Source organism: Peptoniphilus asaccharolyticus DSM 20463 (genome assembly GCF_900176115.1).
In the GTDB taxonomy this organism is placed as follows: domain Bacteria; phylum Bacillota; class Clostridia; order Tissierellales; family Peptoniphilaceae; genus Peptoniphilus; species Peptoniphilus asaccharolyticus.
In genome coordinates, this window is sequence record NZ_FWWR01000009.1 from 291,079 (window position 1) to 305,355 (window position 14,277).

General features: G+C 33.3%; 16 protein-coding genes. 12 read left to right on the forward strand and 4 right to left on the reverse strand.

The features are described 5' to 3' along the window. Nucleotides 1–7 precede the first annotated feature (7 nt). The 3 genes from folK to folE are packed head-to-tail and all read right to left on the reverse strand — an operon-like array spanning nucleotide 8 to nucleotide 1,865. Complete coding sequence (gene folK / locus B8869_RS02005; RefSeq protein WP_084231035.1) at nucleotides 8–829, reverse strand: 2-amino-4-hydroxy-6-hydroxymethyldihydropteridine diphosphokinase; 822 nt, start codon at nucleotides 827–829, stop codon at nucleotides 8–10. Between the two features lie 8 nt (nucleotides 830–837). Further along, complete coding sequence (locus B8869_RS02010) at nucleotides 838–1,311, reverse strand: HD domain-containing protein (RefSeq protein WP_084230081.1); 474 nt, start codon at nucleotides 1,309–1,311, stop codon at nucleotides 838–840. After that, nucleotides 1,311–1,865, reverse strand: coding sequence for a GTP cyclohydrolase I FolE (gene folE / locus B8869_RS02015; RefSeq protein ID WP_084230082.1), 555 nt, complete (start codon nucleotides 1,863–1,865; stop codon nucleotides 1,311–1,313). The genes B8869_RS02010 and folE overlap by 1 nt, the downstream gene beginning before the upstream one ends. Before the next feature lie 416 nt (nucleotides 1,866–2,281). Between folE and B8869_RS02020 the strand changes: the two genes are divergently transcribed. From B8869_RS02020 to nadC, 10 genes are all read left to right on the forward strand, one after another. Beyond that, nucleotides 2,282–2,851: a thymidine kinase gene (locus tag B8869_RS02020; RefSeq protein ID WP_084230083.1), complete on the forward strand. Its 570-nt coding sequence runs from the start codon at nucleotides 2,282–2,284 to the stop codon at nucleotides 2,849–2,851. A 45-nt stretch (nucleotides 2,852–2,896) separates the two neighbouring features. Beyond that, nucleotides 2,897–3,982, forward strand: a complete 1,086-nt coding sequence (locus tag B8869_RS02025; RefSeq protein ID WP_084230084.1) for a carbohydrate kinase — start codon at nucleotides 2,897–2,899, stop codon at nucleotides 3,980–3,982. Then, nucleotides 3,972–4,901: a pseudouridine-5'-phosphate glycosidase gene (locus B8869_RS02030; protein WP_084230085.1), complete on the forward strand. Its 930-nt coding sequence runs from the start codon at nucleotides 3,972–3,974 to the stop codon at nucleotides 4,899–4,901. The genes B8869_RS02025 and B8869_RS02030 overlap by 11 nt, the downstream gene beginning before the upstream one ends. Then, nucleotides 4,867–5,385, forward strand: coding sequence for an acyl-CoA thioesterase (locus tag B8869_RS02035; RefSeq protein WP_234989719.1), 519 nt, complete (start codon nucleotides 4,867–4,869; stop codon nucleotides 5,383–5,385). Before B8869_RS02030 ends, B8869_RS02035 begins: the two co-directional genes overlap by 35 nt. Before the next feature lie 52 nt (nucleotides 5,386–5,437). Then, nucleotides 5,438–6,133, forward strand: coding sequence for a tRNA1(Val) (adenine(37)-N6)-methyltransferase (locus B8869_RS02040; RefSeq protein WP_084230087.1), 696 nt, complete (start codon nucleotides 5,438–5,440; stop codon nucleotides 6,131–6,133). Then, entirely contained in the window at nucleotides 6,130–6,939 is an 810-nt protein-coding gene (gene rsmI / locus B8869_RS02045) for a 16S rRNA (cytidine(1402)-2'-O)-methyltransferase (RefSeq protein ID WP_084230088.1), read from the forward strand. The genes B8869_RS02040 and rsmI overlap by 4 nt, the downstream gene beginning before the upstream one ends. Next, on the forward strand, nucleotides 6,932–7,864 hold the full coding sequence (locus B8869_RS02050; protein WP_234989720.1) for a DNA double-strand break repair nuclease NurA: 933 nt from the start codon (nucleotides 6,932–6,934) through the stop codon (nucleotides 7,862–7,864). Before rsmI ends, B8869_RS02050 begins: the two co-directional genes overlap by 8 nt. Then, complete coding sequence (locus B8869_RS02055) at nucleotides 7,861–9,705, forward strand: ATP-binding protein (RefSeq protein ID WP_234989721.1); 1,845 nt, start codon at nucleotides 7,861–7,863, stop codon at nucleotides 9,703–9,705. Before B8869_RS02050 ends, B8869_RS02055 begins: the two co-directional genes overlap by 4 nt. A 67-nt stretch (nucleotides 9,706–9,772) precedes the next feature. Beyond that, a complete protein-coding gene (locus B8869_RS02060) occupies nucleotides 9,773–11,272 on the forward strand; it encodes a Na+/H+ antiporter NhaC family protein (protein ID WP_084230090.1) in 1,500 nt (499 codons plus the stop codon). A gap of 22 nt (nucleotides 11,273–11,294) precedes the next feature. Next, nucleotides 11,295–12,146, forward strand: coding sequence for a carboxylating nicotinate-nucleotide diphosphorylase (gene nadC, locus B8869_RS02065; protein ID WP_144017924.1), 852 nt, complete (start codon nucleotides 11,295–11,297; stop codon nucleotides 12,144–12,146). Nucleotides 12,147–12,189: 43 nt separating this feature from the next. Here the strand turns inward: nadC and B8869_RS02070 are convergent, their stop codons facing one another. Continuing rightward, the gene (locus tag B8869_RS02070; protein ID WP_084230092.1) at nucleotides 12,190–12,513 is read right to left on the reverse strand and encodes a DsrE family protein; all 324 of its coding nucleotides are present in this window, start codon (nucleotides 12,511–12,513) and stop codon (nucleotides 12,190–12,192) included. A 116-nt stretch (nucleotides 12,514–12,629) separates the two neighbouring features. Here B8869_RS02070 and B8869_RS02075 point away from each other — a divergent pair, with 116 nt between their 5' ends. Together B8869_RS02075 and B8869_RS02080 are read left to right on the forward strand one after the other, a co-directional pair. After that, entirely contained in the window at nucleotides 12,630–12,899 is a 270-nt protein-coding gene (locus B8869_RS02075) for an ACT domain-containing protein (RefSeq protein ID WP_084230093.1), read from the forward strand. Between the two features lie 7 nt (nucleotides 12,900–12,906). Beyond that, nucleotides 12,907–14,262: a PFL family protein gene (locus B8869_RS02080; protein ID WP_084230094.1), complete on the forward strand. Its 1,356-nt coding sequence runs from the start codon at nucleotides 12,907–12,909 to the stop codon at nucleotides 14,260–14,262. The last annotated feature ends 15 nt before the right edge of the window (nucleotides 14,263–14,277 follow it).

The following is a 14,277-nucleotide window of genomic DNA, read 5'->3' on the forward strand; positions in this document are numbered from 1 at the left end:
GCACTGTCTATTTGACAGTGCTTTTAAATTCGTCATATATATTTCTAATTGATTTGTTTAAAACAGGGTGAATAAAATGAGGTGCAATTTCACAAAGAGGTTCTAACACAAACTCTCTTTCTTGAATGTAAGGATGTGGAACTATTAGATTATCTTGATAAATTTTTTGGTCTTCAACAAATAAGATATCAATGTCTATAGTTCTTGGACCCCAATGTATTTTTCTTTCTCTGCCCAAATCTATTTCTATTTTTTGAAGATGTTTTAATAGAACTTGAGGTGAATAAGTTGTCTCAATTTCTATTACAGAGTTTTTAAAATCAGGTTGATTTTCAAGTCCCCAAGCAGGAGTTGTGTAGACACTTGATTTTTTTATTATCTTAGTGTAATTATCTTCAATTTTAGCATAGGCCATGTTTAATAATTCTAAAGAATCTCCCAAGTTGGAGCCAAGCCCTAAGAAACAACGAAATCTCTTTCTTGTTATTTGGACTAAGACTTCATCCAATGGTAGGTGTACAGGAGCCCATGGTTTTTTTACAGTAATTGAAACTTCATCAACCAAAGAATACTTATATAAAATAAACTGAGCAATTTCTTCAGCGCAAGTTTCTATTAAATCATTTGATTTAGATTGAAAAAGATCTTGTATTTCTTGGGATAAGAAACCGTAGTGCACAGATTTTTCTAAATCATTAGTAAGAGCAGCTTCTTGAGTTTGCAGTCCAAGATTTATATCAATCACAAATTTTTGACCAAGAGTCTTTTCCTCTTTAAACACTCCGTGATTTGCAAAAACTATTAAATTCGAAACTTTAATATAATCCATAAAAACTCCTAATACTTTATTTCTAAATTTTTCTTGTGATCGTCCCATTTACAATCGTGTGCTTTGCAATTGTAGCAATCTCTTGAAAGTTTATCTGCTCTGTAGAATAGTGACTCAAAGTTTAAAGAATCACTTTTTGTTCTGTGATGCTCTATAGCGGATAAAACCAAAGACTTATCTGACTCATTAAAACTTGTGTGAGAAAGAGCTTCTTTGGCGATTTCGATAGATACTAAGTCGTGGGGAGTTCCATTTTTATATTCATAAGCTCTACCCAAATCATGGAGTAGAGCCGCAGAATAGATCACATCTTTTGATACAGAAACATTATTTTCAAGACATAAAATGTAGCAGATACGAGCCACGTCTAAGAAGTGAGTCAGATTGTGTCTGCAATAAATTCTATCATCTTCTAAAGTTTTTAATTCCTGTAGTAATTTTTGAATGGATGGAAGATTAAAAATAATATTTGAATTTTCCATTACAGTCCCATTAATCTATAAGCTTCATTTTTTAAATTCAAATCAGTTTCGAACTTACCTCTTGCAACAGAAGTCATAGTTGATGTGCCTGGTTTTTTAACTCCACGCATATTCATACACATATGCTCTGCTTCTACAACTACAAGAGCACCTTCAGAGCTTAAAAATTCCATTAGTGCATCAGCTATTTCCATAGTAAGTCTTTCTTGAAGTTGAGGTTTCTTTGCGTATAACTCAACAGTTCTTGCAAGCTTTGAAAGGCCTGCAACTCTTCCATTTGGAATGTAAGCGATGTGAGCTTTACCCCAGAAAGGAAGTAGGTGGTGTTCACACATAGAGTAGAAAGGAATATCTTTTTCTATAACCATATTATTTTCAACTAACTCAAAAGTTTTTGAAAGGTGCTTTTCAGCTGTTTGGTTTAAACCAGAAAAAATTTCTTCATACATTCTTGCAACACGTTGAGGAGTTTCAACAAGACCTTCTCTAGTAGGATCTTCTCCTATAGCTTCAAGAATCATAGTGACAGCTTTCTCAATTTTATTTTTATCCATTTATAACCTCTTTTTAATATCTATATTGTATGCCATTGTTCCGGCATATTCTAACAATAAACACAGATTAAGTCAAATTAATTCTACCGTATTTGACACTAAATATTATATTACTTTTTCTATAATTTTTGGAGTATTTTACAATAAATATTTGAAATAAGATTAAAAATAAATTTATGATAGTATATTTTTGTAATAAGGGATATAAATAAAAAAAGAAATAATAAAATTTTAATTTTATTTGGACAAAAAACTTTAAATAAATGATAGAAATAAAAAATACAATTATAATTATGTTCAATTTTTAAATAGGTATTTAAAAATTTGTTAAATAAAAGTACAATAGTTTATGGTAAAGTTATAAATAGACTAATCGATTTAACAGCATTAATTAAGTATAGATAATTGGAGGAGTTATGCATCAGTATAAAGGTAGATTAATTGTCCACACAGGTTCAATGTTCAGTGGTAAGACTTCAAGCTTAGAAAGAGAAATAAAAAGATTTCAAATAGCAGGGTATACTACTGTTGCATTTAAACCTAAGCTAGATACAAGAGGAGAAGAACAAAGAATATCTACACATGACAACACTCATTTGAACGCAGTTATGTGTAAAGATATAGACTCTATAAGAGAGTATATAGAAAACAATGAAGTCGATGTTATAGGCATAGATGAGGTCCAATTTTTAGAGGGAGAAATTGACAACATATTAAATCAAATAAATGAGTTTTTGAAGAAGAAAAAGACTGTAGTAGTTGCAGGATTAGATATGGACTTTGAAGCAAATCCATTTGATTTAGTAAAAGAACTTATGGCAAGAGCGGACTATTTATATAAACACCACGCAGTATGCACAATCTGTGGAGCTGATGCTTGGGTTTCTCATAGAAAGTCAAAGGATACAAATAGAATTGTGATAGGTGCAAGTGATGAGTATGAACCACTTTGCAGGAATTGTTACAATGAATTACTTGACAAATAAACAAATAAAAGCTTATAATTTAAACATAAATAAAGGAGAAAAATAATGACACCACGTGAATCAGAGATTATGGAACTTATTAAGAAAACGCCAACGATATCTCAACAAGAAATAGCTGATATATTAGATATTAAACGTTCTTCGGTGGCAGTTCATATTAATAATTTATCAAAGCAAGGTTATATATTAGGTAGAAGATATATATTTAGAGAAGAACCACTTGTAACAGTAATAGGTGGGGCTAATGTTGATATAGTTGGATACCCGGATTCAAAAATTATAAAAAAAGATTCAAACCCTGGAACTATTGTAAAATCAGGTGGCGGAGTTGGAAGAAATATAAGTGAAAACTTAGCTAAACTGAATGTACCGGTTTCATTTATTGGAGCTTTTGGAGAAGATAGCAATGGGGAGCTTTTAGTTAATGGTCTTAAAGAAATAGGGGTAGAGACTGAAGACATTTTTGTTTTCCAAGATAAACCTACTTCAACATATTTAGCTATCTTAAATGAAGAAAGAGACATGGAGTTTGCTATAAGCGATATGAGTATCGTGGATAAGCTAACACCAGATATGTTATTTAAAAAGAAAAAGAAGATAGAAAATTCAAATTGTGCGGTAATAGAAACAAACTTACCTGAAAGCACAATAAAATATCTTTTAAATGATGTTAAACAAAACTTTTATATAGACTGTGTTTCAGTTAAAAAAGCTAAAAAATTAGTTACTTCTTTAAATAGAATTTATTTCTTGAAGGCAAATAAGCATGAAGCTCAATTCCTTAGTGGAATAGAAATTAATTCTATAGAAGATGCTCACAAAGCTGCTGAGATTCTTGTTGAAAAGGGAGTTAAATCTGTTGTAGTAACCGTCGGAGAAAATGGTTTGGTATACAGAGATGCTGAAAATGCAATTCATATAAGCTCAGAAAAGATGAAAATAGAAAATGCTTCAGGAGCAGGTGATGCTTTCATGGCTGGATACATCTATGGAGATTATGCAAAGCTTAGCTTGATTGATAAGCTTAAGTATGCAACAGCTTGTAGCAGAGTTGCCCTAAAGTCTAAGTCAACTACAATTGAAACTGTTTCAGTTGGTAGAATAGAGGAGGAAATGAAAAATGTTAAATAAAGAATTAATGAAAAAATATATGGTTATAAGTGAAGAAGTTCAAGAAGCTATGGACAGTGGAAAGCCAATAGTTGCTTTAGAATCAACTATTATTTCTCATGGTATGCCATATCCAAAGAACTTAGAAACAGCTAAGGCTTGTGAAGAAATAGTTAGAGAAAATGGATGTGTTCCTGCAACTACTGCAATCATAAATGGGAAAATCAGAGTTGGTCTAACTGAAGAAGAATTAGAATTTATGGCAACTTCAAAGGATATTATAAAATGTTCAAGAAGAGACTATGCTTATGTAGTATCTAATGGACTAAATGGAGCTACTACTGTTGCAACATCTATAATCACAGCTGCTTTAGCAGGAATTAAACTTCTTGTAACAGGTGGTATAGGTGGAGTTCACAGAGGAGCTGAAGAAACATTTGACATCTCTCGTGACCTACAAGAAATTGCTACTAACAATGTGGCTGTAGTGTGTGCTGGAGCAAAATCAATTTTAGATATTGGTTTAACTCTTGAATACCTTGAAACATTTGGTGTACCTGTTTTTGGATACCAAACAAAAGAAATGCCAGCTTTCTATACAAGACACTCTGGATTTAATTTAGATTATAGAATGGATGAAACTTCACAAATAGCAAATGCAATTAATACTAAATGGGATTTAGGATTAAATGGTGGAGTTGTTGTTGCAAATCCTATACCTGAAGAAGATGCTATGAAAGCTGATGTTATAAACAAGGCTATCGAATTAGCGCTTATCGATGCTAAAAAAGAAGGAATTCACGGAAAAGAAACAACACCATTCCTATTAGACAGAGTATTAACTGCTACTGGTGGAAACTCTCTTGAATCAAATATAGCGCTTGTAAAGAACAATGCTAAAATAGGTGCTCAAATTGCAAGGGAACTTTACAACAACTAAGAAGACTTCTGATAGCAAGTGTTTTTTCTCTCATGCAACAGTACCTTATGATTTAAATGAGGGCGGAAGTGTATATGGAGCGAGGATTTTAGAGTGGGCCGATAATTTATCTGGCTTAGTCTCTATAAAACATAGAAGAGGTTCAGTTACAACTGCGTCTTTTGACCAATTTAATTTTGTGAATCCAATAGAGCTTGGAGATTTCATATTTGGTGAAGCATTTATATCTGGGACAGGAGATGCGTCTATGGAGATATTTCTTAAATTTGTTGGTGAAAAATCAGTGACTGGTGAAAGATATTTAGCTGCTTTTGGATTTATAACTTATGCGGCAAAAAAATTAAAGCCTGGTGAAAAAGTACCAAAAATCGAAGGGGTAACTGAAGAAGAAACTTCTATAATTCAAGGCTATGAAGAGAGAAAGAAAATTATTAAAGAAAAAATAGAGCGAAACAAAAAATTAACTCAAATCATAAAATTATAGCTTGGGAAACCGAGCTATTTTTTTATGTTCGTATTATGTTAAAATTATAGTTATGAAAAGAGATATTGTACCGGGAACGGAATATATAATTTATCAGGATGATGAAAATTTTAAATACACTTTTGATTCTTTGGCACTTACAAGTTTTGCCAAGGTGAAGGGAACTTGTGTGGATTTAGGAGCAGGTTTTGGAATTATTGGATTTAGAGTAGCAGATAATGTAGAGAAGGTAATAAATATTGAAATAAATCCAAAAGCTTTAGAATTGTTGGAACTTTCTGCTAAGGAAAATAATCTTGAAGAAAAAATACAAAACTATAATGTAGATATAAAGGAGATTGGAGAAATTTTAAACAGACAGATAGCTGATGTTGTGATTACGAATCCGCCGTACTTTAGTTCAGGTTTAAAACCAAAAGATGAAACTATAACCAAGGCAAGACACTCCACAGAATTGATGGATTTTTTCTATGCGGCAAGTTTTGTACTTAAGAATTCGGGCAGATTTTATGCGGTGCTTCCAGTGGATAGGATGGTGGATGCAATAGCGGGTCTTAGAGAAAATCACATTGAGCCGAGAAGGATAGTTTTTATTAAGAAAGATATACATTCAAGTAGCAAAAGGTTTTTGATTGAAGGCATTAAGAATTCTGCGAAGGGAATGAAAATATCAGATCTTATTTTAAAAGATGGAGAAGTTGACTCTGAAGAGTTTAAGAAAATATACAGAAATGAGATGATAGGATGATTTATTTTTGTCCAACTCCGATAGGTAATTTATCGGATATAACGATGCGAACTTTAGAGGTTTTTGAGAAAGTTGATGTGATAGCTTGTGAAGACACAAGAGTTACTATGAAACTTCTGAGTCATTTTGAATTGAAAAAACAGCTAATAGCTTATCATAAGTTCAATGAACAGGAGAAAGCCAAAGAGTTGATAGAGCTTTCAAAAGAAAAGGATATTGCTTTAGTTTCAGACGCTGGCATGCCTGGTATTTCAGATCCGGGTGCCATACTTGCTGTGGAACTTATAAAGAGTGGAGTTGAATTTTGTGTGCTTCCGGGAGCGAATGCAGCAAATGTGGCTTTGATATGCTCAGGACTGAATACAGACCACTTTTTATTTTATGGATTTTTAAATTCTAAATCATCTGCAAGAGTAAAAGAGTTGGAGAGTTTAAAGAGTTTTCCATACACAATGATATTTTATGAAGCACCTCATAGAATTTTAAAAGTTTTGGAAGATATGAAGGATGTTTTTGGAGATAGAAATATCTCTGTTTCAAGAGAGCTTACTAAAATGTACGAAACTACTTACAGAGGCAAAATATCTGAAGTCATGGAGCAAATTTTTGAAAAAGGAGAATTTGTAATAGTAGTTGAGGGCAATACAGAAGAAGAAGTTTTCGATATAAAAGCACTTCTTTTGAAAAAGATTTCTTCTGGGATAAAGCCGTCCCAAGCTGTAAAACAAGTGAGTTCTGAAACTGGAATAAATAAAAATGAAGTCTATAAGGTGAGTCTTGAATTAAAGGAGAATGGAGATGCCTAATATAGATGGGATGAAGGCTCAAGTCCAAGAACTAAATCGTCAATTAAAAGAAAAGTATAACGAATTTTTTTCTATGGACAATGAAGTTTTCAGAAGAGACATTCTTTCACAAATCGGACAGATAAAAAAGATGACAAAACTCGACACTAATTTTCTAAATGAACTGGGAGTTTTGGTTGGAGTTGACGGTTCGGTTATGAAAGTGGGCGGAGCAGATCCGCACTATGTTGAAATATACCAAGCTTTGGCCAAGCCAACTAAGGGAGAAGATATATACTTCAACCAATTGTATTCTCCTGTGATAGATGCGAGTGGAGATGGCGAAAGCTCAAAAAGGGAAGTTTTACTATCTCAAATTGAAATGGATGCGGCAATCTATAGTGCGGAGAATGAAAAGCCAAGCATTATAATGATGGACGGAGGTCTTATAAGATATAAGATAAATGACTCCAAAAAATTTGAGGAACTCGTAGAAGTTTGCATTGAAAATAATGTAATTCTGATGGGGGTTATTAAGGATTTAAAGACAGATGTAATAGCAAGGGCAATTGGAAGGAATGCTTACTATGACAGAGAACTAATCTATGGAAGGCTTAATAGAGGAGAACTTTTAATTATAAACGATGAATGTAATAAGAAGTTTGAAGAGGCAAATCTAGTTTCAGCTTTTTTAAGATGTAGCTTGGACTCCATGATTATAGGCTTGGATATTCTAAAAGAGTACAGGGACGAATTAGAAATGGCGGCAAACTTGGTCTATACACTAACACCTGAGCATTCAAGAGGAGTTCCATTGTGGCTTGATATAGTTGATGCTGAAGTTAAGATAACGGACACTTTAGTCAGAACTTTGTTGGAAGAGTACATGGATAGAGATATTTACAGAAGATTTTTTGTGTCTGAGAGAGATGGGAGAACTTTATGATAGAAAATGAAAAAATGACGGTTGTAGGGCTTACATCTTCTAGAGAAGTTTATGCTGCAAATAGAAAAAGAAACTTTAGAATAAATGAATTTTTAATCATTGAAGATATACAAGGTCAATTGGTGGCTGAAGTTGTAGAGGCGAACACATTTAACAGATACATACCTATGTCAAAGGGTGGAGATTTTGTGGACCAATCTGTAATAAGTTCATTACAGGCAATAGGTTGGAATGTGAACGAAGAAACCATCTATATAGCTAAATTGAGGTTGATGAGAGAGGCTCAATATCCAGTCATGGCTGGTAGTAAGATAAGGGTTCCAAAATTTGAAGAAGTCAAAAACCTTTTGATTTCAGCAGAGCCGGAAGATGGTCTATTGTTGGGTGCTATTAGAAATACAGATAGTTTGACGGATGATATGGACGATAAATATAAAAATCTTTTTACGACATTTGAAAATATTCAAATACCACAAAAAGATGTTCCATATATTTTAAACTATAAAAGTATGCATGAATACCCACACATAGGAGTGTTTGGAGGTTCTGGTTCTGGAAAAAGTTTTGGAATAAGAGTTCTACTTGAAGAACTTATGAAAAAAGGAATTCCAACTGTGGTAATGGATCCTCATTTTGAAATGAGTTTTGCAACAAAATCAAGTATAAACTACGAAGATAAGTATAATTGCAGACAAATTGGAATAGATATAGGCATAAAGTTTGAAGATTTAAGCACTGGAGATTTAAAGAATCTTTTGGACACATCAGGTAGTATATCTGATGCAATGAGAAATACAATAGATATAATGTTTAAACGAGGCGAAAATTATTATACTTTTTCTAATCGATTAAATGAATTGTTGGTGGCTTTTGAATATGGAAGCACGGATAAGATAAATAGAAAAATAGACGAAGTAGATGCATCCGGAGACGTTGTTGAAGGAGAAAGACTAAGACATGTAAGAGCAACTTATGAAAAGTATGGGAACTCATCTAACCAAGCCACTGTAAGAGGAATAATATGGAGACTTCAAAGGCTTAAGAACGAAGGTGTCTTAGACAAGGATATAACGCCGGTAGTAGATGGGATTATGTCCGGGAAAGTGGAAGTTATCCAAGGCTCTACGAGAATGATTCAAGTCTTCGCAACATATCTAATAAATAAACTCTACAATATGAGAAGGGACTACAGAGAGGGGAAATACGCCGGACACGCACAAGACTTTTTCCCGCCATTTGTAATTGTTACAGATGAGGCACATAATTTTGCGCCAAAGGGAATAGATTCTCCTACAAAACATGTATTGAGAGAAATAGCACAAGAAGGGCGTAAGTATGGTGTATTTTTAGTTTTGGCAACTCAAAGACCAACTCTACTTGATGATACGATAACTGCTCAATTAAACACAAAAATGATTTTTAGAACGGTAAGGGCATCAGACATAGACACCATAAGAGAAGAAACTGATATATCTACAGAAGAATCTAAGAGACTACCTTATCTACAAACTGGAGATGTGTTTATATCTTCAGCGAAATTGGGGAGGACATCTTATGTGAGAATAAGATATGCAGATACGGAATCTCCTCACAAAGAAAATCCTTTTGATGAGTTGCAAGAGTTGAGGAAGAGAGACCATGAAGAATTCTATGAAAAGATAAAAGATCTCTTGCCGATAGCAACTTCAGTGGGCTCAATAGAAGTAATAAAACATTTAAAAACTCAGGGAGTTGAAATGACAGTTGACCAACTCAAATTAAAACTTGAAGAACTTGTAAGGGCAGGTTATTTAAAGGTCGACAACAGTTTCTTAGGAGAACAATACATGGCCAATAAATAGGCTCATGATTGTAAAATACTCAGTTCTGGGTTATAATAGATAGAAATTTAAGAAAAAAGGTGATTTAATGGAATTTGGAATTTTATCTATAATTCCACCTATAGTTGCAATTGTTTTGGCACTTATAACTAAAGAAGTAATCACATCTCTATTGCTTGGAATAATAGCAGGGGGATTGATTTTAACAGGTGGAGATATAGTACTTGCACTTGAAAAAGTGTTTACCCTAATGGGAACTAAAGTAGGAGATAATGCACTTATGATAATATTTCTTGCTCTTTTAGGTTCTCTAGTAATGGTTATGAACATGGCTGGTGGTTCATTTGCTTATGGGAAATGGGCTAGTAAAAAAATCAGCAATAAGAAAAATGCAAAGTTAGCAACAGCTCTTTTAGGTATTTTAATATTTATTGACGACTATTTCAACTGTCTTACAGTTGGAGCTGTAATGAAACCAATAATAGATGAAAATAAAGTTTCAAGAGCGAAACTTGCAAATATTATAGACTCTACTGCAGCACCTATTTGTATCTTAGCTCCAGTATCAAGCTGGGCGGCATCTGTAGTTGCAATAATCGGTGATACTGGAGTAGAAAACCCTATGAATGTTTTCTTAAGTACAATACCTTTGAATTTATACGCACTACTTACAATCATAACAGTAATTTATTTTTCTTTCTCTAAATACGAAATAGGTTCTATGGAATCTTACGAAAGAAATGATACTTCAAGAATTATTACAAAAGAAGAAGTAGGATATACTCACTCAGATCAAGGGAAAGTAATAGATTTGATACTGCCTATAATTGTACTTATAAGTGTTACAATATTAATGATGATGAGAACTGGTGGATTCTTTGCAGGAGAAGCAACAGCTGCAGAAGCATTTGGTAATGCAAATGTGAATCTATCCCTTGTAATAGGTTCTGTAGTGGCTATAATTTGTGCATTTTTTATGTACATTCCAAGAAAATTAGTAAGTTTTAGATTGTTTATGGATGGTATAGTTGATGGAATGAAATCAATGATAGCAGCTATAGTAATCCTTACTTTAGCTTGGACAATAGGTGGTATAACAAGTACTGACTACCTAAACACAGGAGGATATATTTCAGGGCTTATAGAAAGTTCAAATATGCCTATGTGGATTTTACCTACAATAATCTTTGTAGTGGCAAGTTTCCTTGCTTTCTCTACAGGTACAGCTTGGGGAACCTTTGGTATACTAATTCCAATATTAGTTCCTATACTTGTGCAATCAAACCATATGCACTATTTGAGCATAGTATTAGCTGCAATCTTTTCAGGTTCAGTATTTGGAGATCACTGTTCTCCAATTTCAGATACGACAATCTTATCATCAGCAGGTGCTGGGTGTGACCACATAGCCCATGTATCAAGTCAAATAACATACGCACTTATGTGTGCTTTTGCATCAGTTGTGGGATTCTTTACAGCGGGAATATTACAAAATCAAATAGTAGCATTACCGGCAGCATTAATTACGCTGTTTATATCAATTGCTATTATGAAGAAAAAAACTATAGCAAAATATGGTGAAAAATAAAATTTACGAATAGAGGATAATAATGCAAAAACTTGAAAATTTTCAAATAGATGACTATTTAGAAATGGCACTAAAAGAAGATGTAACTCATGAAGATGTAACTACTAATGCTATTTATACAGAGCCAAAGAATGCGTCAGTTGAATTATTGGCAAAAGAAGAAGGAATAATAGCAGGTATAGATGTTTTTAAGAGAGTTTTTCAACTGATCGATTCAGATGTTAAATTTGAAATTTATAAGCTAGACGGAGATTCAGTAAAGAAAGGTGACTTGGTTGCAAAGATATTTGCTGATGTGAGAACTCTTCTTACAGGAGAGAGAACAGCGCTAAACTATATGCAACGTATGAGCGGTGTGGCAACTTATGCCAATAAATTAGTTAAGGCATTAAACGACCCTCACACTCAAATAGTAGATACTAGAAAGACAACTCCAAATATGAGACTTTTTGAGAAGTATGCAGCTACAGTTGGTGGAGCTAAAAACCATAGATACAATCTTTCGGATGCAATACTTTTAAAAGATAATCATATAGCAGCAGCGGGTTCAGTTTTTGAAGCTGTTAACATGGCTAGAGATTATGCTTCATTTGTTACTAAGATAGAAGTTGAAGTTGAAAATTTAGAAATGGTAAGAGAAGCTGTCGATGCAGGTGCAGATATTATCATGCTAGACAATATGGATGTAAACACTATTAAAAAAGCAATTGAGATTATAAACGGCACTGCCTATATTGAACTTTCAGGAAATGTAAGTCTTGAAAATGTTGAGCAATATAGAGCGTTGGGAGCAGACTTTATATCAAGTGGTTCAATAACACATTCTTCAAAGATATTGGACTTATCCATGAAAAATTTAAAAATAGAAGATTAAAATAAAAAGAGAGTCTATATAGGCTCTCTTTTAATGTGTAAAATTATAGTCTTATGTATGCATATCCTTCATGTTGCAATTTTGCAACTCTTGTGATTATGTAATCATCAACATGCACTCCTGCTGGTAGGAAAGTAGAATCGAGATTATTATTTTCAAGACCAAACTTTGAAATGGTTATTCTAACTTTTGGATTGTTTAACAAATCGTCAAAATCTATACCGCTATACTTACCAAAAAGGCATGCAGCATCACTACCAACAATAACTTCAATTTCAGCTTCGGCATCATTAGATAATAAGTCTCTAATGTTTTGAATATTTGTTTGCCATTTGTTTAATTCTAAAATGTGAAAAATAACTTTCATAAGCACCTCCTATTTATTAATTATTTACCAATTTTAAATGTTTTTTAAACAAATAATTAATAAAAATTTATTGTATGATATAATTAAGAAAAACAATATGATTTAGGAGAAGAAAATTGAAAGCGATACTTACAATTATAGGAAAAGATTTTACAGGGATAGTTTACAGAACTTCAGAATTATTAGTTAAGTATAATATCAATATTTTAGATATCAACCAAACAATTATGGACGATAAATTCACTGCAATGATGATGGTTGACTTAACTAACTCAAATGCATCTTTCACAGAAGTAGTAGAAGGATTTGATAAGTTGGGTGAAGAAATAGGAGTCTACATAAAGATTCAAAACGAAGATATTTTTAACAAGATGCATAGAATTTAGGTGAACTATGGACAAGAGAAATATATTAGAAACTATAAAGATGCTTGAAGATGAGCATTTGGATATAAGAACAGTTACAATGGGAATCTCTCTTTTAGATTGTATAGACTCTGATTCAAAAAGAGCAACTCAAAAAATCTACGATAAAATGATGAGAGAAACTGAAAACTTTTTAAATACTACAAGTGAAATTGAAAAGATGTATGGAGTGCCGATAATAAACAACAGAATTTCTGTAACTCCAATAGCCTTAATTGCAGCTGCGTCAGAACTTAAGGATTACACACATTATGCAAAAGTATTGGATAGAGTTGCAAAAGAAGTTGGAGTAGATTTTATAGGTGGATTTTCAGCCTTAGTTCAAAAGGGAATGGGCCCTGGAGATTTAAATTTAATAAACTCAATTCCTCATGCTCTTTCAGAGACAACTTACGTTTGTTCAAGCGTGAATGTAGCGTCTACAAAAGCTGGAATGAATTTAGATGCAATAAGCCTATTAGGACATAAGATAAAAGAACTTGCAGAGTTGACTAAAGATGCAGATGCCATAGGTTGTGCAAAGTTTGTAGCATTTGCAAATGCGGTTGAAGACAATCCATTTATGGCTGGAGCTTTCCATGGGATTACTGAATCTGATACGGTGATTAACGTAGGAGTTTCAGGACCTGGAGTAGTTAAAGTCGCAATAGATAAATTAAAAGGCGCTCCTATAGATGAAGTTTATGAAACAATTAAGAAAACAGCATTTAAAATAACTAGAATGGGAGAGCTTGTAGGGAAAGAAGTTTCTCAAAGACTTAATAAAAATTTTGGTATTATCGACCTATCACTTGCTCCGACTCCGGCAGTGGGTGACTCAGTAGGTAGAATTTTAGAAGAAATCGGAATTGAAACAGTTGGTGGACACGGAACTACAGCGGCGCTTGCAATGCTAAATGATGCAGTTAAAAAAGGTGGTCTTATGGCTTCATCAAGTGTTGGAGGATTATCAGGTGCATTTATCCCTGTTTCAGAAGATGAGGGAATGATAAAGGCAGCAGAGTCAGGACATTTAACATTTGATAAATTGGAAGCTATGACTGCTGTTTGTTCAGTTGGGCTTGATATGATAGCTATACCTGGAGATACATCTGCTGAAACAATCTCAGCTATGATAGCAGACGAAGCTGCAATCGGAGTTATAAATGCAAAGACTACAGCTGTTAGAGTTATTCCTGTTGTAGGAAAAGGTGTAGGAGAGTTTGCTGAATTTGGTGGACTACTTGGCTATGCGCCTATAATGGATATAGGAAATAATTCAGCTAAGAATTTTATAAACAGAGGCGGAAGAATTCCAGCTCCTGTACACAGCTTTAAAAACTGATTAAAAAGCCGGCTC

Excerpts from the sequence above, each read along its gene's own strand:
- folK (WP_084231035.1), bottom strand. The coding sequence starts at position 829 with ATGGATTATATTAAAGTTTCGAATTTAATAGTTTTTGCAAATCACGGA.
- B8869_RS02010 (WP_084230081.1), bottom strand. The coding sequence starts at position 1,311 with ATGGAAAATTCAAATATTATTTTTAATCTTCCATCCATTCAAAAATTA.
- folE (WP_084230082.1), bottom strand. The coding sequence starts at position 1,865 with ATGGATAAAAATAAAATTGAGAAAGCTGTCACTATGATTCTTGAAGCT.
- B8869_RS02020 (WP_084230083.1), top strand. The coding sequence starts at position 2,282 with ATGCATCAGTATAAAGGTAGATTAATTGTCCACACAGGTTCAATGTTC.
- B8869_RS02025 (WP_084230084.1), top strand. The coding sequence starts at position 2,897 with ATGACACCACGTGAATCAGAGATTATGGAACTTATTAAGAAAACGCCA.
- B8869_RS02030 (WP_084230085.1), top strand. The coding sequence starts at position 3,972 with ATGTTAAATAAAGAATTAATGAAAAAATATATGGTTATAAGTGAAGAA.
- B8869_RS02040 (WP_084230087.1), top strand. The coding sequence starts at position 5,438 with ATGAAAAGAGATATTGTACCGGGAACGGAATATATAATTTATCAGGAT.
- rsmI (WP_084230088.1), top strand. The coding sequence starts at position 6,130 with ATGATTTATTTTTGTCCAACTCCGATAGGTAATTTATCGGATATAACG.
- B8869_RS02050 (WP_234989720.1), top strand. The coding sequence starts at position 6,932 with ATGCCTAATATAGATGGGATGAAGGCTCAAGTCCAAGAACTAAATCGT.
- B8869_RS02055 (WP_234989721.1), top strand. The coding sequence starts at position 7,861 with ATGATAGAAAATGAAAAAATGACGGTTGTAGGGCTTACATCTTCTAGA.
- B8869_RS02060 (WP_084230090.1), top strand. The coding sequence starts at position 9,773 with ATGGAATTTGGAATTTTATCTATAATTCCACCTATAGTTGCAATTGTT.
- nadC (WP_144017924.1), top strand. The coding sequence starts at position 11,295 with ATGCAAAAACTTGAAAATTTTCAAATAGATGACTATTTAGAAATGGCA.
- B8869_RS02070 (WP_084230092.1), bottom strand. The coding sequence starts at position 12,513 with ATGAAAGTTATTTTTCACATTTTAGAATTAAACAAATGGCAAACAAAT.
- B8869_RS02080 (WP_084230094.1), top strand. The coding sequence starts at position 12,907 with ATGGACAAGAGAAATATATTAGAAACTATAAAGATGCTTGAAGATGAG.